At 58.2% G+C, this 16,276-nt stretch carries 17 protein-coding genes; 9 read left to right on the top strand and 8 right to left on the bottom strand.

The genetic code is table 11. The features are described from left to right. The first annotated feature begins 12 nt into the window (after positions 1 to 12). Positions 13 to 486 (top strand): tRNA (uridine(34)/cytosine(34)/5-carboxymethylaminomethyluridine(34)-2'-O)-methyltransferase TrmL, encoded by a 474-nt coding sequence (trmL, locus tag HMPREF3142_RS10420; RefSeq protein ID WP_004205043.1) that lies wholly within the window; start codon positions 13 to 15, stop codon positions 484 to 486. An 81-nt stretch (positions 487 to 567) separates the two neighbouring features. Here trmL and cysE read toward each other — a convergent pair whose 3' ends face one another. The 5 genes from cysE to HMPREF3142_RS10395 form a co-directional block, all read right to left on the bottom strand. Then, positions 568 to 1,389, bottom strand: a complete 822-nt coding sequence (gene cysE / locus HMPREF3142_RS10415) for a serine O-acetyltransferase (protein ID WP_002922426.1) — start codon at positions 1,387 to 1,389, stop codon at positions 568 to 570. Positions 1,390 to 1,462: 73 nt separating this feature from the next. Further along, a complete protein-coding gene (gene gpsA / locus HMPREF3142_RS10410; protein WP_008806857.1) occupies positions 1,463 to 2,482 on the bottom strand; it encodes an NAD(P)H-dependent glycerol-3-phosphate dehydrogenase in 1,020 nt (339 codons plus the stop codon). Further along, a complete protein-coding gene (secB, locus tag HMPREF3142_RS10405; protein ID WP_002922428.1) occupies positions 2,482 to 2,949 on the bottom strand; it encodes a protein-export chaperone SecB in 468 nt (155 codons plus the stop codon). Before secB ends, gpsA begins: the two co-directional genes overlap by 1 nt. A 60-nt stretch (positions 2,950 to 3,009) precedes the next feature. Beyond that, entirely contained in the window at positions 3,010 to 3,261 is a 252-nt protein-coding gene (grxC, locus tag HMPREF3142_RS10400) for a glutaredoxin 3 (RefSeq protein ID WP_008806856.1), read from the bottom strand. Positions 3,262 to 3,365: 104 nt separating this feature from the next. Next, complete coding sequence (locus HMPREF3142_RS10395) at positions 3,366 to 3,797, bottom strand: rhodanese-like domain-containing protein (RefSeq protein WP_008806855.1); 432 nt, start codon at positions 3,795 to 3,797, stop codon at positions 3,366 to 3,368. Between the two features lie 245 nt (positions 3,798 to 4,042). Here HMPREF3142_RS10395 and gpmM point away from each other — a divergent pair, with 245 nt between their 5' ends. Genes gpmM through HMPREF3142_RS10380 form a run of 3 tightly spaced genes read left to right on the top strand, consistent with a single transcriptional unit; the run spans position 4,043 to position 7,828 of the window. Further along, positions 4,043 to 5,587 carry a 2,3-bisphosphoglycerate-independent phosphoglycerate mutase gene (gpmM, locus tag HMPREF3142_RS10390; protein ID WP_008806854.1) on the top strand — a complete coding sequence of 515 codons (1,545 nt, stop codon included), beginning with the start codon at positions 4,043 to 4,045 and terminating at the stop codon, positions 5,585 to 5,587. Positions 5,588 to 5,596: 9 nt separating this feature from the next. Next, entirely contained in the window at positions 5,597 to 6,868 is a 1,272-nt protein-coding gene (gene envC / locus HMPREF3142_RS10385; RefSeq protein ID WP_008806853.1) for a murein hydrolase activator EnvC, read from the top strand. Between the two features lie 3 nt (positions 6,869 to 6,871). Beyond that, the gene (locus HMPREF3142_RS10380; RefSeq protein ID WP_032756006.1) at positions 6,872 to 7,828 is read left to right on the top strand and encodes a divergent polysaccharide deacetylase family protein; all 957 of its coding nucleotides are present in this window, start codon (positions 6,872 to 6,874) and stop codon (positions 7,826 to 7,828) included. A gap of 5 nt (positions 7,829 to 7,833) precedes the next feature. Here HMPREF3142_RS10380 and HMPREF3142_RS10375 read toward each other — a convergent pair whose 3' ends face one another. The 3 genes from HMPREF3142_RS10375 to kbl form a co-directional block, all read right to left on the bottom strand. Then, positions 7,834 to 8,622 (bottom strand): glycosyltransferase family 2 protein, encoded by a 789-nt coding sequence (locus tag HMPREF3142_RS10375; protein ID WP_012540315.1) that lies wholly within the window; start codon positions 8,620 to 8,622, stop codon positions 7,834 to 7,836. A 169-nt stretch (positions 8,623 to 8,791) separates the two neighbouring features. Further along, positions 8,792 to 9,817: an L-threonine 3-dehydrogenase gene (gene tdh / locus HMPREF3142_RS10370; RefSeq protein WP_004205051.1), complete on the bottom strand. Its 1,026-nt coding sequence runs from the start codon at positions 9,815 to 9,817 to the stop codon at positions 8,792 to 8,794. A gap of 12 nt (positions 9,818 to 9,829) precedes the next feature. Then, complete coding sequence (gene kbl / locus HMPREF3142_RS10365; protein ID WP_012967063.1) at positions 9,830 to 11,023, bottom strand: glycine C-acetyltransferase; 1,194 nt, start codon at positions 11,021 to 11,023, stop codon at positions 9,830 to 9,832. A gap of 213 nt (positions 11,024 to 11,236) precedes the next feature. On the opposite strand from kbl, the gene rfaD reads away from it, so the two are divergent. Genes rfaD through HMPREF3142_RS10340 form a run of 5 tightly spaced genes read left to right on the top strand, consistent with a single transcriptional unit; the run spans position 11,237 to position 16,266 of the window. Continuing rightward, entirely contained in the window at positions 11,237 to 12,169 is a 933-nt protein-coding gene (gene rfaD, locus HMPREF3142_RS10360; RefSeq protein ID WP_008806849.1) for an ADP-glyceromanno-heptose 6-epimerase, read from the top strand. Positions 12,170 to 12,177: 8 nt separating this feature from the next. Next, positions 12,178 to 13,236 (top strand): ADP-heptose--LPS heptosyltransferase RfaF, encoded by a 1,059-nt coding sequence (gene rfaF / locus HMPREF3142_RS10355; protein ID WP_008806848.1) that lies wholly within the window; start codon positions 12,178 to 12,180, stop codon positions 13,234 to 13,236. A 3-nt stretch (positions 13,237 to 13,239) separates the two neighbouring features. Continuing rightward, positions 13,240 to 14,211: a lipopolysaccharide heptosyltransferase RfaC gene (gene rfaC, locus HMPREF3142_RS10350; protein WP_008806847.1), complete on the top strand. Its 972-nt coding sequence runs from the start codon at positions 13,240 to 13,242 to the stop codon at positions 14,209 to 14,211. Continuing rightward, positions 14,211 to 15,119 carry a sugar glycosyltransferase gene (locus HMPREF3142_RS10345; protein ID WP_012540313.1) on the top strand — a complete coding sequence of 303 codons (909 nt, stop codon included), beginning with the start codon at positions 14,211 to 14,213 and terminating at the stop codon, positions 15,117 to 15,119. The genes rfaC and HMPREF3142_RS10345 overlap by 1 nt, the downstream gene beginning before the upstream one ends. Further along, a complete protein-coding gene (locus HMPREF3142_RS10340) occupies positions 15,097 to 16,266 on the top strand; it encodes an O-antigen ligase family protein (protein WP_048268317.1) in 1,170 nt (389 codons plus the stop codon). The genes HMPREF3142_RS10345 and HMPREF3142_RS10340 overlap by 23 nt, the downstream gene beginning before the upstream one ends. The last annotated feature ends 10 nt before the right edge of the window (positions 16,267 to 16,276 follow it).

Genomic DNA, 16,276 nt, shown 5'->3' with positions numbered 1-16,276 from the left:
TAAGGGGGCAGTATGCTGAACATCGTGTTATTCGAACCAGAGATCCCGCCGAACACCGGGAATATTATCCGCCTGTGCGCCAACACGGGCTTCAGTCTGCATATCATTGAGCCGATGGGCTTTACCTGGGACGATAAACGCCTGAGACGCGCCGGACTGGACTATCACGAGTTCACTGCCGTGCAGCGCCATGCGGATTACGCGGCGTTTCTCGCCAGCGCGCAGCCACAGCGGTTGTTCGCCCTGACCACCAAAGGCACGCCGGCGCACAGCGCAGTGAGCTATCAGGATGGCGATTTCTTGATGTTTGGCCCGGAAACCCGCGGTCTGCCGGCCAGCATCCTCGATGCCCTGCCGCCAGAGCAGAAAATCCGTATTCCGATGATGCCGGACAGCCGCAGCATGAACCTGTCCAACGCGGTGTCGGTGGTGGTGTATGAAGCCTGGCGCCAGCTGGGGTATCCGGGCGCCGTGTTGCGCAGCTAACCTGAGCCATTCCCGGATGGCGGCGCACCGCGCCTTATCCGGGCTACATATCTGAGCTTAACAGCGGCAAATGGCAATACATCAAATCCCGTCGCCGTACTCGAAGGTGTGGTGGATGCCGTTGAAATGCTGATCCATGTCCATCGCCGGCTTGTCGCTCTCCGGCTTGCCAACGATGCGCGCCGGTACGCCCGCCGCGGTGGTGTGCGGCGGAACCGGCTGCAATACCACCGAACCGGCGCCAATCTTCGCCCCACGTCCCACTTCGATATTACCGAGGATCTTCGCCCCGGCGCCAATCATCACGCCTTCGCGAATTTTCGGGTGACGGTCGCCGCTGGTTTTACCGGTACCGCCGAGGGTGACCGACTGCAGGATAGAGACGTCATCTTCAATCACCGCCGTTTCGCCGACCACAATGCCGGTGGCGTGGTCGAGCATGATCCCGCGGCCGATTTTCGCCGCCGGGTGGATATCCACCTGGAAGGAGACGGAGACCTGATTTTGCAGGAAAATCGCCAGCGCACGTCGGCCCTGAGTCCACAGCCAGTGGCCGATACGGTAGGCCTGCAGCGCATGGAAACCCTTCAGGTAGAGCAGCGGCGTGGAGTATTTATCCACCGCCGGGTCGCGCGTGCGCACCGCCTGAATATCGCAGGCGGCGGAGGCGATCATTTCCGGATCGGCGGCATAGGCCTCTTCCACCACTTCGCGAATGGCGATCGCTGGCATAATCGGCGAGGCCAGCTTGTTGGCCAGCATATAGCTCAGCGCACTGCCCAGATTTTCATGCTTGAGTAGCGTAGCGTGGTAAAAACTGGCGAGCATCGGCTCACAGTCAGCCAGAGCCCGGGCTTCGGCTTTAATATTATTCCAGACGATATCCAGTTCTTCACACGGCATTGCATACTCCAGACGATATGATAATGACCTGCCAGTTCTGCGCTGGCAGGGTCATTCAGGTGACAAAGGAAAGCTAATTGCTGCTGCGCTCGTCCTTGCGGGCGCGACCCAATAAGGTCAATGCTGCCTCGCGCGCAATTTTTCCGCAATACAATACCTGATAAATTTCCTCGGTTATTGGCATTTCGACACCTAAACGCTGTGCCAAAACGCGAACTTCCTTGGTATTGCGGTAGCCTTCGACCACCTGGCCAATCTTGTCCTGGGCGCTCTGCACGTCCATACCCTGGCCGAGCATCATGCCGAAGCGACGGTTACGGGACTGGTTGTCGGTGCAGGTGAGCACCAGGTCACCGAGACCGGCCATGCCCATAAAGGTTTCCGGATCGGCGCCCAGCGCCGCGCCGAGACGGGACATTTCCACCAGCCCACGGGTAATCAGCGCCGTACGCGCATTGGCGCCGAAGCCGATGCCATCCGACATACCGGCCCCGATGGCAATGACGTTTTTCACCGCGCCGCCGAGCTGCACGCCGATAAAGTCCGGATTGATGTAGACGCGGAAACTTTTGCCGCAGTGCAGCAGGTGCTGCAGATCCTCGGCAAACTGCGGATCCGTCGCTGCCAGCGAAATCGCCGTCGGCAGACCGGCGGCCAGCTCTTTGGCGAAGGTTGGCCCCGAGATCACCGCCAGCGGGATATCATCGCCCAGCGCTTCACGCGCCACGTCCTGCAGCAGGCGGCCGGTTTCAGCCTCGAGGCCTTTGGTCGCCCACACCAGACGTGCGTCGGGACGCATCAGCGGTTTAATCTGACGTAATACCTGGCCGAACACATGGCTTGGCACCACGACAAGGATGTCGCGGCTGGCGGCCAGCGCGGTGGCCAGGTCGCTCTCAAGATGCAGCGTATCCGGGAAAGGCACATCGGGAAGGAACGCGGCGTTGCAGCGATCGTGTTGCAGCGTCGCGATATGTTTCGGGTCATGGCCCCAGAGCACAACGTGGTGGCCATTTCTTGCCAGGGTGATGGCAAGAGCGGTGCCGTAAGAGCCGGCACCGATCACAGTCATTGCAGCATTAAGTGCGTTCATCAGGCATCCTGATGTTGTTCAGCACCTTCGCCAGCCTGCTGCTGCAGATAGTTCATAAACAGCGCGTCGAAGTTCACTGGCGCAAGGTTAAGTTGCGGGAAGGTGCCGCGGGAAACCAGGCTGGTGATGCACTCACGCGCGTACGGGAACAGAATGTTCGGGCAGTATGCGCCGAGGCAGTGCGCCATCTGGGTGCCTTCGATGCCGTCGATGGAGAAAATACCGCCCTGCTGTACTTCACAGAGGAACGCGGTTTCTTCGCCCAGCGCGGCGGTCACGGTCACACGCAGCACCACTTCATAAACGCCTTCAGCCAGCTGGGTGGAGGCGGTATCCAGATCAAGTTTAACTTCCGGCTGCCAGTCTTTCTGGAAAACTTGCGGCGCGTTCGGCGCTTCAAAAGAGATATCTTTGGTATAGATACGCTGGATCTGGAAGGTCATTTCGGTGCTGTTTTGTTCTGACATAGTAAAACCCTTTCGTGTTGTCCTTAAATACGCGCTTCCGCCAGGGAAAGCGCGCAAAAATTAGCGCAAGAGGGGATCAAGTCCACCACGTGAATCAAGCGCATACAAGTCGTCACAGCCGCCAATGTGCTGCGCATCAATAAAAATCTGCGGAACCGTCGTCCGTCCGCTGCGCTGGATCATCTCCTCACGCTTCGCGGCATCGCCATCGATCGGCAACTCATGGAACGTTACGCCTTTGCTGTTCAACAGCGCTTTCGCGCGTACGCAGAACGGGCAGGTCGCTTTGGTGTAGATCTCAATATTGGCCATGACTTTACTCCTGTTTTTACCCTGGGGTTTTACGCCGCAGCCTGAGCTTCCCCTCACGTCAGGCATGAAGGGGAAAGCGCAGCGGCATTACCACGCGAGGTAAGTTATTTGCCGCGTACCAGAGGAAGGTTTTCGCCGCTCCAGCCTGCGATGCCCTCTTTCAGTACAAAGACTTTTTCAAACCCGGCTTTGTTCAGCGCGCTGGCTGGCTCTTGCGCCTGCATGCCGGAACCGTCTACCACAATAATGGGTTGCGATTTGTGTTTTTCCAACTCGCCGACGTTATTGGCTTTGATATCGGCAGGCAGCAGGTTGATGGCGCCGGCAATATGGCCTTTACGGAAATCGTCACGCTGACGCAGGTCGACCACCACCGCATCTTCTTTATTGATAAGACGCGTCGCTTCACCACGGGTGATGACTTTAACTTTCGACATCAACCCTTTAAAGGTGGTGAAGAGTACCGCACCCAGCAGCGCGATCCAAGCGATGCTCAGGACCGGGTGACGGCCGATGAATTGCATAATTTCTTGCATGGGGGGTTACAACTCCCGACTAAGTGATAAAAAACCAGGGAAGGAGTATACCTGTGCATTGCGGCAAATACAGCCAGTGAGCGCGATGTAATGTATTTTCTGCGGGCGGTCACGAAAAAAAAGCCGCCTTCATCATCGCCTCTGACGCCGCCCCTTCCCTTTCTTTGATCTTTCACGGGGATTTAAACGATTCAGCTGTAGTAAAATTACGCAAAATTTCTGTCTTTGAGCATGAGGTTGTCGCAATGTCGGTTTCTAAAAAACCTATGGTACTGGTGATTCTGGATGGCTACGGCTATCGCGAAGACCAACAGGATAACGCCATTTACAGCGCTAAAACGCCGGTAATGGACGCCCTGTGGGCCAAACGTCCGCATACCCTGATCGATGCATCTGGCCTGGAAGTCGGCCTGCCGGACCGTCAGATGGGGAACTCCGAAGTAGGCCACGTCAACCTGGGCGCCGGTCGTATCGTCTACCAGGACCTGACCCGTCTCGATGTTGAAATTAAAGAACGCACCTTCTTCGCCAACCCGGTACTCACCGCCGCGGTCGACAAAGCGGTTGCCGCCGGTAAAGCGGTCCACATCATGGGCCTGATGTCTCCGGGCGGCGTCCACAGCCACGAAGATCACATCATGGCGATGGTGGAGCTGGCAGCAGAGCGCGGCGCTGAGAAAATCTATCTGCACGCCTTCCTTGATGGCCGTGATACGCCGCCGCGCAGCGCGGAAAAAACGCTGGCGACATTCGAAGCCAAATTTGCCGCGCTGGGCAAAGGCCGCATCGCGTCTATTATTGGCCGCTACTATGCCATGGATCGCGATAACCGCTGGGATCGCGTGGAACAAGCTTATGATCTGATGACCCTGGCGAAAGGCGAATTCCAGGCCGATACCGCCGTCGCGGGTCTGCAGGCCGCCTACGCCCGTGACGAAAACGACGAATTCGTCAAAGCCACCGTTATCCGCGCCGCCGGCCAGGCCGATGCCGCGATGGAAGACGGCGACGCGCTGATCTTCATGAACTTCCGTGCTGACCGCGCGCGTGAAATCACCCGCGCCTTCGTCAACGCCGACTTCGACGGCTTCGCGCGTAAGAAAGTGGTTAACCTCGACTTCGTGATGCTCACCGAATACGCCGCCGACATCAAAGTCGCCTGCGCTTATCCGCCCGCCTCACTGGCTAACACCTTCGGCGAGTGGATGGCGAAGCACGATAAAACCCAGCTGCGCATCTCCGAAACCGAGAAATACGCTCACGTCACCTTCTTCTTCAACGGCGGCGTAGAAGAGCCGTTTAAAGGCGAAGAGCGTATTCTGATTAACTCACCAAAAGTGGCAACCTACGATCTGCAGCCAGAAATGAGCTCCGCCGAGCTGACCGAGAAACTGGTCGCCGCCATCAAAGGTGGCAAATACGACACCATCATCTGTAACTACCCGAACGGCGATATGGTTGGCCATACCGGGGTGATGGAAGCGGCAGTGAAGGCGGTTGAAGCGCTGGATCACTGCATCGACCAGGTGACTCAGGCAGTGGAATCCGTTGGCGGCCAGTTGCTGATCACCGCCGACCACGGCAACGCCGAGCAGATGCGCGACCCGGCCACCGGTCAGGCGCACACCGCCCATACCAACCTGCCGGTTCCGCTGATCTACGTCGGTAACAAAGCGGTCAAAGCGGTCAATGGCGGTAAACTTTCCGACATCGCCCCGACCATGCTGTCGCTGATGGGAATGGAAATCCCGCAAGAGATGACTGGCAAGCCGCTGTTCATCGTGGAATAATCCTTCCCCATGAGGGGAAAGGCGACGTATTCAACTACATGGATCGCAACGGCAGTTCGATCCGTCCTTTACGCCAGCGCGCTCAGCGCTGGCGTATTGCTGTGCGCGTCATCTGCGCACGCCGACGATCGCGATCAGCTAAAGTCCATCCAGGCCGACATCGCCGCCAGGCAGCGGGCGATTAAGCAACAGCAGCAGCAGCGCGCAAGCCTGCTCGCCCAGCTCAAAGCGCAGGAAGAGGCGATCGCCGCCGCGGCCCGCAAACTGCGTGAAACCCAGGACAGCCTGAACCAGCTCAATAAGCAGATTGACGAGATGAACGCTTCTCTCGCGAAGCTGGAGCGTCAGCGCGCGTCTCAGGAGCGTAACCTCGCTGCGCAGCTTGACGCCGCGTTCCGCCAGGGGCCGCATACCGGCATCCAGATGGTGCTGAGCGGTGAAGAGGGCCAGCGCAATCAGCGGATGCAGGTCTACTTCAGCTATTTCAACCAGGCCCGTCAGGAGACTATCGCGGAGCTGAAGAAAACGCGCGAAGAGATGGCGGTGCAAAAGTCGATGCTCGAAGAGAAGCAGAGCCAGCAGCAGACGCTGGTCTACGAGCAAAAAGCCCAGCAGGCGAAGCTGGAGCAGGCGCGTAACGAACGGAAAAAGACCCTTTCCGGTCTGGAGTCCGCCATTCAGCAGGGTCAGCAACAGTTAAGTGAATTGCGGGCTAACGAATCGCGCCTACGCGGTCGTATCGCCCAGGCGGAGGCTGCCGCCAAAGCCCGAGCCGATCGGGAAGCTCGCGATGCGCAGGCGGTGCGCGACCGCCAGCAGGAAGCATCGCGCAAAGGCACCACCTATAAACCAACGGAAAGCGAGCGTTCGCTGATGTCACGCACCGGCGGGCTGGGCTCGCCGCGCGGCCAGGCGTTCTGGCCGGTTCGCGGTCCGCTCCTTCATCGATATGGCGAACAGCTGCAAGGTGAACTACGTTGGAAAGGGATGGTTATCGCCGCGTCTGAAGGCACCGAAGTCAGAGCCATTGCCGATGGTCGGGTCATTCTGGCCGACTGGCTGCAGGGCTATGGTCTGGTGGTGGTGGTCGAACATGGCAAAGGCGACATGAGCCTGTATGGCTATAACCAAAGCGCGCTGGTCAGCGTCGGTACGCAGGTTCGTGCCGGTCAGCCTATCGCGCTCGTAGGCAGCAGCGGCGGTCAGGGCCGTCCGTCGCTCTATTTCGAAATTCGCCGCCAGGGTCAGGCGGTCAATCCACAGCCGTGGTTGGGAAGATAAGTTTTGCTTCAATTTCGCGCAATTGCTCTTGCCGTAGCCGGTTCGCTGGCTCTGGCGGCGCCAGCGTTCGCTGGCAAACTCTCCATCGTTATTGACGATTTTGGCTACCGCCCGCAGACCGAGAATCAGGTGCTGGCGCTGCCGTCAACTATCTCCGTCGCCGTGCTGCCGAACGCGCCGCACGCCCGGGAAATGGCCACGAAAGCGCATAATCTGGGCCATGAAGTGCTCATCCACCTGCCGATGGCGCCGCTCAGCAAACAGCCGCTGGAAAAAGACACCCTGCGTCCCGAAATGAGCAGCGAGGAGATCGAGCGCATCATTCGCGAGGCTTACGGCAAAGTTCCCTACGCCGTCGGGCTGAATAACCATATGGGCAGCGCGATGACCTCCAACCTGTTTGGTATGCAGAAGGTGATGCAGGCCCTGGAGCGCTACAATCTCTATTTTCTCGATAGCGTCACCATCGGCAACACCCAGGCCATGCGCGCCGCGCAGGGCACCGGGGTGAAGGTGATTAAGCGCAAGGTGTTTCTTGACGATACGCAGAATGAAGCCGATATCCGCAACCAGTTCAATCGCGCCATCGCCCTGGCGCGGCGCAACGGTTCGGCGATAGCCATTGGCCATCCGCATCCGACGACGGTGCGGGTGCTGCAGCAGATGGTCTATAACCTGCCGCCGGATATCACGCTGGTGCGCCCGAGCAGCCTGCTCAACGAGCCGCAGGTCGACAACTCGACGCCAAACTACGCTCAGCCGCCCGCGCAACAAACGCCGCCGCAGCAGCAGAAGCCGCGTAATCCGTTCCACGGCGTGAAGTATTGCAAGCCGAAGCGCCCGCTGGAGCCCGTGAACGCCAGCCGCTTCTTCACTATCCTCAGCGACAGCATCAGCCAGAGCGCGCTGGTCCAGTACTATCGCCTCAAATGGCAAGGCTGGGACAATCCCGGCAACTAGACCACTCAGGGGTCCGTTCGCTTTTGCGCGACGGGCGCCTGGTTATCTTCGTGGGCGTACCACGCCTTAAAATATTTGAGAAAGCTGTAAAACGTGGCGTACAGGCCGGTGACCACGCCGACTTTGCCATAGCGCCACGCTCCGCTAAAGAGATACCACTTAAAGAAAGCGCCAATGGCGCTGACGATCCCCCGCGTCAGCGAAGGTTTGATCTGCTGGTACTTCACCAGCCGGGTGGTATAGCTGTTCAGCTTATTAAACACTTCATGCAGCGAATAAAAGGTGTCATGGCGTACAAAGCCCGGCAGCCTGACGGAGCGTGCGTGTCCGACCACCTGGTCATCCACCGGCCGGTCGTTAAACCGCGCCTGCTGGCGGTTAAAGAGACGCACCGGGTAATCCGGCGAAGAAATAGGGTAGATCGTCCGCACCTGCGTGCCGAGCACAAACCAGTAGCGCGGCAAACGCCAGGCGCAGGTTGGGTCTGGCTCCTCGCCCGCTTTTAACGCCTGAATGGCCGCCACTACGTCATTATCAAGAATCTCATCGCTATCCATACACAGCACCCAGTCATGGCTGGCCAGCCCGATGGCATAGTTCATCTGGGCGCCGTGGGCTTTATAGGCATGATGATGGACGGTGAGACCAAACTGCTGACAAATAGAGACCGTTTCGTCGGTGCTGCCGGAGTCGACGACGATACATTCATCGGCCACCTTCAGCAGCGGCGGCAGCACCTCCATCAGCAGGCGCGCAGAGTTACAGGTCAGTAAGCATACGGAGAGTTTAAGCATGATAGTTACAAAGTTAAACCGCGACTAAACACACTGTATAAGCGAATAACCGTAAAATCGATGTAGAAATTGTGCGCTTAATATTAAGCAGGCTAAAAATGTTATCCAAATCTAAATTAAGGCGCCCGCAGGCGCCTTTTTTGCTGATTTTTACAACAGTCCGGAGGCGTTATTCCCAGCTCAGAACCACTTTACCGGACTGGCCGGAGCGCATCGCGTCAAAACCTTTCTGGAAGTCATCAATGCCGAAGCGGTGGGTGATGATCGGTGAAAGATCCAGACCAGACTGGATCAGCGCCGCCATTTTGTACCAGGTTTCGAACATTTCGCGACCATAGATACCTTTAATAAACAGCCCTTTGAAGATGACCTTGGTCCAGTCGATGGACATATCCGACGGCGGAATGCCCAGCATCGCGATACGGCCGCCGTGGTTCATGGTATCCAGCATGCTGCGAAACGCCGGCGGCGCGCCGGACATCTCCAGACCCACATCGAAACCTTCGGTCATGCCCAGCTCGGCCATCACGTCATTGAGGTTCTCTTTGGCCACGTTCACCGCGCGGGTGACGCCCATTTTGCGCGCCAGCTCCAGACGGTACTCGTTAACGTCGGTGATCACCACGTTACGCGCGCCGACGTGTTTCGCCACCGCCGCCGCCATCACGCCGATCGGACCGGCGCCGGAAACCAGTACATCTTCCCCGACCAGATCGAAGGAGAGCGCGGTGTGCACCGCGTTGCCGAACGGGTCGAAGATAGACGCCAGGTCATCAGAGATATTGTCGGGGATTTTAAAGGCGTTAAAAGCCGGGATCACCAGATACTCGGCAAAGCAGCCCGGGCGGTTAACGCCCACGCCGATGGTGTTGCGGCACAAATGGGTGCGGCCCGCGCGGCAGTTGCGGCAGTGGCCGCAGGTGATATGCCCTTCGCCGGAGACGCGGTCGCCAATCTTAAAGCCGCGCACTTCCTGACCAATCCCCACCACTTCGCCGACGTATTCGTGACCGACCACCATCGGCACCGGAATGGTCTTCTGCGACCACTCATCCCAGTTGTAGATGTGCACGTCGGTTCCGCAAATAGCAGTCTTGCGGATTTTAATCAGCAGATCGTTATGGCCGACTTCCGGTTCCGGTACGTCGGTCATCCAGATGCCTTCTTCCGCTTTCAGTTTGGATAACGCTTTCATCTCACACCCTTATTAGGCGATGACGCCCAGTTGTTTGCCGATGCGGGTAAAGGCTTCCACCGCACGCTCAATTTGTTCAGGGGTATGCGCCGCCGACATCTGGGTGCGAATACGCGCCTGGCCTTTCGGTACCACCGGATAGAAGAAGCCGGTGACATAGATCCCTTCTTTCTGCAGCTCGCGGGCAAAGTTCTGCGCCACCACCGCTTCACCCAGCATCACCGGAATGATGGCGTGGTCGGCGCCCGCCAGCGTGAAACCTGCCGCGGTCATTTTTTCGCGGAACAGACGCGCGTTAGCCCACAGCCGATCGCGCAGGTCTGCCCCCTCTTCAACCATCTCCAGCACTTTGATGGAGGCGGCCACAATGGCCGGCGCCAGAGAGTTGGAGAACAGATACGGACGGGAACGCTGGCGCAGCCACTCAACCACCTCTTTGCGTGCGGCGGTGTAGCCCCCGGAGGCGCCGCCCAGCGCTTTACCCAGCGTGCCGGTGATGATGTCGACGCGACCCATCACGTCGCAATATTCATGAGAGCCGCGGCCGTTTTCGCCGACGAAGCCGACGGCGTGGGAGTCATCGACCATCACCAGCGCATCGTATTTATCCGCCAGGTCGCAAACGCCTTTCAGGTTGGCGATCACGCCATCCATTGAGAAGACGCCATCGGTGGCGATCAGCACGTGACGCGCGCCGGCCTCGCGCGCTTCTTTCAGACGCGCTTCCAGCTCCTGCATGTCGTTGTTGGCATAGCGGAAGCGCTTCGCTTTACACAGGCGCACGCCGTCGATGATCGAGGCATGGTTCAGGGCGTCGGAGATAATGGCGTCTTCCGGCCCGAGCAGCGTTTCAAACAGGCCGCCGTTGGCGTCAAAGCAGGAGGAATAGAGGATCGCGTCTTCCATACCGAGGAAATCGGCCAGCTTCTTCTCCAGCTGCTTATGCGTGTCCTGGGTACCGCAGATGAAGCGCACCGAGGCCATCCCGAAGCCGTGGCTGTCCATACCGGATTTCGCTGCGGCAATCAGTTCCGGGTGGTTCGCCAGACCCAGATAGTTATTGGCGCAGAAGTTAATCACATGGCTGTCGCCGACGGTAATGTCCGCCTGCTGCGCCGAGGTGATGATCCGCTCTTCTTTGAACAAGCCTTCGGCCCGAGCGGTTTCCAGATTACTCGTTAACTGTTTGTAGAAATCACCACGCATTGCAACTCTCCAGATTCGGCAAAATTTGGCACATATTACCCAAAGCTATACGCTGATACGAGATGATGCAGGCCTGAATGAATTATTTGCAGCATAAATCACGTCAGCCCAGCACCTTATTCTGCGAATGGCTGTAGGCTTGCTCATGTGGTGATATGATATGAGCATTCATGCCCGGATTGTCTTCGGGCTCCCAACTTCAAAGGTACAGTTATGATCATCGTTACCGGCGGCGCAGGCTTTATCGGCAGCAACATCGTTAAAGCGCTGAATGACAAAGGCATCACCGACATTCTGGTTGTCGACAATCTGAAAGACGGCACCAAGTTTGTGAATCTGGTTGACCTGAACATCGCTGACTACATGGATAAAGAAGACTTTCTGATCCAGATAATGGCGGGTGAAGAGTTCGGTGAAATCGAAGCGATCTTCCACGAAGGCGCGTGCTCTTCCACCACAGAGTGGGATGGCAAGTACATGATGGATAACAACTATCAGTACTCTAAAGAGCTGCTGCACTACTGCCTGGAGCGCGAAATCCCGTTCCTGTACGCCTCTTCCGCCGCCACCTACGGCGGACGCACCAGCGACTTCATCGAGTCCCGTGAGTACGAACAGCCGCTGAACGTCTACGGCTACTCCAAATTCCTGTTCGACGAATACGTCCGCCAGATCCTGCCGGAAGCCAATTCGCAGATCGTCGGCTTCCGCTACTTCAACGTCTACGGGCCGCGCGAAGGCCACAAAGGCAGCATGGCGAGCGTCGCTTTCCACCTCAACACCCAGCTGAATAATGGCGAAAGTCCGAAACTGTTCGAAGGCAGCGACGGCTTCAAGCGCGACTTCGTCTACGTGGGCGACGTGGCAGACGTCAACCTGTGGTTCTGGGAAAACGGCGTGTCCGGGATCTTCAACCTTGGCACCGGCCGCGCGGAATCCTTCCAGGCGGTTGCCGATGCGACCCTAGCTTTCCATAAAAAAGGCAGCATTGAGTACATCCCGTTCCCGGACAAACTGAAAGGCCGCTACCAGGCATTCACCCAGGCCGATCTGACTAACCTGCGCAAAGCGGGCTATGACAAACCGTTCAAAACCGTTGCCGAAGGCGTAACGGAATATATGGCCTGGCTGAATCGGGATGCGTAAGAGATAACATGAAAATTCTGGTGGTAGGCCCGTCTTGGGTGGGCGACATGATGATGTCGCAAAGTCTTTATCGTACGCTCAGGGCGCGCTATCCCCAGGCGATTATCGACGTGATGGCGCCAGCCTGGTGCCGTCCGTTGCTATCGCGCATGCCGGAAGTGAATGAAGCGATCCCGATGCCGCTGGGCCACGGCGCGCTGGCTATCGGCGAACGCCGCAAGCTCGGCCACAGCCTGCGCGAGCGTCGCTACGATCGCGCTTACGTGCTGCCGAACTCGTTTAAATCGGCATTAGTCCCCTTCTTTGCCAACATCCCGCTGCGCACCGGCTGGCGCGGCGAGATGCGCTACGGTCTGCTCAACGACGCCCGGGTGCTGGACAAAGACGCCTGGCCGCTGATGGTGGAACGCTACGTGGCGCTGGCCTACGACAACGGCGTGATGCGCTGCGCCAAAGATCTGCCGCAGCCGCTGCTGTGGCCGCAGCTGCAGGTCAACGATGGCGAAAAATCACAGGCCTGCAACGCCTTTAATCTCTCAAACGAGCGGCCGATCATCGGCTTCTGCCCCGGCGCGGAATTCGGTCCGGCCAAACGCTGGCCGCACTATCACTACGCCGCGCTGGCGAAAAAGCTTATCGACGATGGCTATCAGATTGCGTTATTCGGCTCGGCGAAAGATAACGAGGCCGGCAAAGAGATCATCGCCGCCCTCAGCAGCGAGCAGCAGGCCTGGTGTCGTAATCTGGCGGGTGAAACCCAGCTGGAGCAGGCGGTCATTCTGATCGCCGCCTGTAAAGCTGTAGTGACTAACGATTCGGGGCTGATGCACGTCGCCGCCGCGCTGGACCGCCCGCTGGTGGCGCTGTATGGCCCGAGCAGCCCGGACTTCACCCCGCCGCTGTCGCATAAAGCGCGGGTTATCCGCCTGATTAGCGGCTACCACAAGGTGCGCAAAGGCGATGCCGCGGAAGGCTATCATCAGAGCCTGATCGACATCACCCCAGAACGCGTCCTGCAAGAGCTGAACGAACTGTTAGCGGAAAAAACCGAGCACGAGGAAGCGTAACGGATGCGGGTATTGATCGTAAAAACCTCGTCCATGGGCGACGTGCTACACACGCTGCCCGCGCTAACCGACGCTGCGCAGGCCATCCCCGGCATTCGCTTCGACTGGGTGGTTGAAGAGGGTTTCGCGCAGATCCCCTCCTGGCATGAAAGCGTCGAGCGGGTGATCCCGGTGGCGATTCGCCGCTGGCGTAAAGCCTGGTTTTCCGCGCCGATTAAAGCGGAGCGTCAAGCCTTCCGCGAGGCCGTTCAGGCGGTAAAGTATGACGCCATCATCGACGCCCAGGGGCTGGTGAAAAGCGCCGCGCTGGTTACTCGCCTGGCGCACGGCGTCAAGCACGGTATGGACTGGCAAACGGCCCGCGAGCCGCTGGCGAGCCTGTTTTACAACCGCCGCCACCATATCGCGAAACAGCAGCACGCAGTGGAGCGTACCCGTGAGCTGTTCGCCAAAAGCCTTGGCTACGCGAAACCCCAGACTCAGGGGGATTACGCCATTGCGCGCCATTTCCTGCAGCACGAGGCTAGCGCTGCCGCGCCCTATCTGGTGTTTCTGCACGCCACCACCCGCGATGATAAGCACTGGCCGGAAACCCGCTGGCAGGAGCTTCTCGATCTGCTGGCCGACAGCGGCGTCCGCATTAAGCTGCCGTGGGGCGCCCCGCACGAAGAGGCGCGGGCAAAACGACTGGCGGAAGGCCGGGAGTATGTTGAAGTGCTGCCGCGCATGAGCCTTGAGCAGGTGGCGCAGGTTCTGGCCAGCGCCCGGGCTGTCGTCTCGGTCGATACCGGACTGAGTCATTTGACCGCCGCGCTGGATAAACCGAACTTCACGCTCTACGGCCCGACCGATCCGGGGCTGATTGGCGGATACGGTAAAAACCAGCATATCGTCAGGCCGGAAAACAGCACCAGCACCAGCGATATTCCGGCCAGCCGGGTTCATCTTCTCCTGCAAAATCAGGGGCTGCTCTGATGGGATCCCTGTTTAAACAGATCTACCGCTATACGCGCCCTCGCGCTTATCGCCACAATGAAAATCTGTGGCCTTTTACCCGTATTACGCGCGCGCCAAGCGGCGAAATCAGCGCGTTACGCTATAAAGGGAAAACGGTGCCGCTGGTCAGCCTGAGCGCGCTGAAAAACAGCATGCAGGGCGAAGTCCTGCTGACCGCCACCGGCCCCTCAACCCGCAATATCGATTTTTCCCTGTTGTCGAAAACGATCCCGGTGATGGGCGTCAATGGCGCCTGGCATCTTGCCGACCGGCTACACTTTTCGCTCTATACCATCGTCGACATGGAATTTTTCGATAAGAAGCCTGATATTATCCGCGCCATTGTCAGCCAGCCGGAGATTCTGCTGTTCACCACCATGCACGGGATCGCCAAAATCCTCGATCGCTATGGGGACGCACTACGCTGCCGTTTGGCGTTGATTGAGGACGGTTGCTATAAGATTTACCAGCCGAAAGTCGCCAGCGAAGCGATAAAGCGCACTTACCAGCAGAATGCGGCGATGTGCTTTCATCCTCAGCGCCCGGATATCTGTTTTAGCACCGATATTCGCCAGGGCATCTTTGATGCCGGCACGGTGGTCTACTGGGCGCTGCAAATTCTCGCCTGGCTGGGCTTCAATACTATCCTGGTGAGCGGCCTGGATATGACCAACTTTAACCAGCCGCGATTCTACGAAACACAACAAGAAAAATTGCCTTCTTACCTGGCAACAAAAGTGGATACCCTCGTCATGCCATCCTTTGCGCATGCCGCGCAGGTACTGCAGCAACGTCAGATTCGGGTGATTAATTTTTCCCCAGAAAGCGCTGTGCCGGATACTATCTTCGAAAAGGTTGCGTTTAATGAGTACTTTAAAAGTGAGTAACTTCGCCAGACAGGGTTACTCGATTGTCTTTCCTTTGTTTTTATTTTTCAGCGCGATTTTTTGCATGTCCACCCGGACCAATAATCTGCTGCATTTATCGATCCTGCTGCTATTGCTGTCGCTGGTACGCCAGGAAAACCGCCAGGCGCTGGCCGGGTTGTTACGCGAGCAGTGGCAGACCTGGACGCTGCTGGCAGCTTTCTTTATCTATTACGCCCTCAGTAACCTGTGGGGACATACGCCACAGCATATTGACTCGCCGATCACCCACGGCGTGTATCTGACGGGGTATCTGTTGCTGATGACGATGCTGCTCAGCGACGAACGAACCCGCCGCCTGGCCATGCTGGCGGTGGTTGGCGGGATCACCGTGCTCTCCCTGTGGACGCTGATTATCGACCACACGCTGGTCCTCACTGCACGAGCGGTCTCCCCCGAGAACCCCGGGCCAACGAACGTTATCGATCTTGCCGGTTACTGCGGCATCGGCATTTTAATCTGCGGCATGCTACTGAAAGAAAAAGCCAGCCACTGGCTCTATCTGCCGGTGGTCATCATGCTGGTGATGCTGCTGCTCACCCAAAGCCGTGGGCCGATCATCGCCCTGGTGCTGGCGGTCGGCTGCACGTTGCACCTGCACGTCTTCACCCGCCGCAACCTGCTGATCGCCGCGGCGCTGGCTGTGCTGGTAGCGCTGCTTTTGGTCATGACGCCGGTGGGCGACATGCTGCTCGCCCGTTTCGAAGAGCTTGGCACCCAAAGCGGGCTGCGCCTGAGCATCTGGCATCATACGCTGTCGGAGATGGCCAGCCAGCCGTGGCTGGGGCGCGGCTTCAGCTATGAACTGGATTTCATCAACTACAGCGGCGAGCACATCACTACCACCCACAGCGTGTATATGGGTGCCCTGCTGAAAGGCGGCATCGTGGGGTTACTGCTGCTGCTGGCGGTCATTGCCTGTGGGCTATGGCAGGCGTGGCGCAAGCGCCGCACCGACAGCCGCTACAGTCTGGCGATCCTGTTTTACGCGCTGGTGTTTATGGCCTCGCAGGGGATGTTTATCATCAGCAACCCCCGGGAAACCTGGGTGCTGTTCTGGCTGCCGCTGGGCATCGCGCTCAGCAAAGGGCTGGCGGAAAAACGCTAACAAAAAGGGC

This window comes from Klebsiella sp. HMSC16C06, from assembly GCF_001808325.1.
Lineage (GTDB): Bacteria > Pseudomonadota > Gammaproteobacteria > Enterobacterales > Enterobacteriaceae > Klebsiella > Klebsiella variicola.
This window is presented reverse-complemented; position numbering and strand designations above follow the sequence as displayed.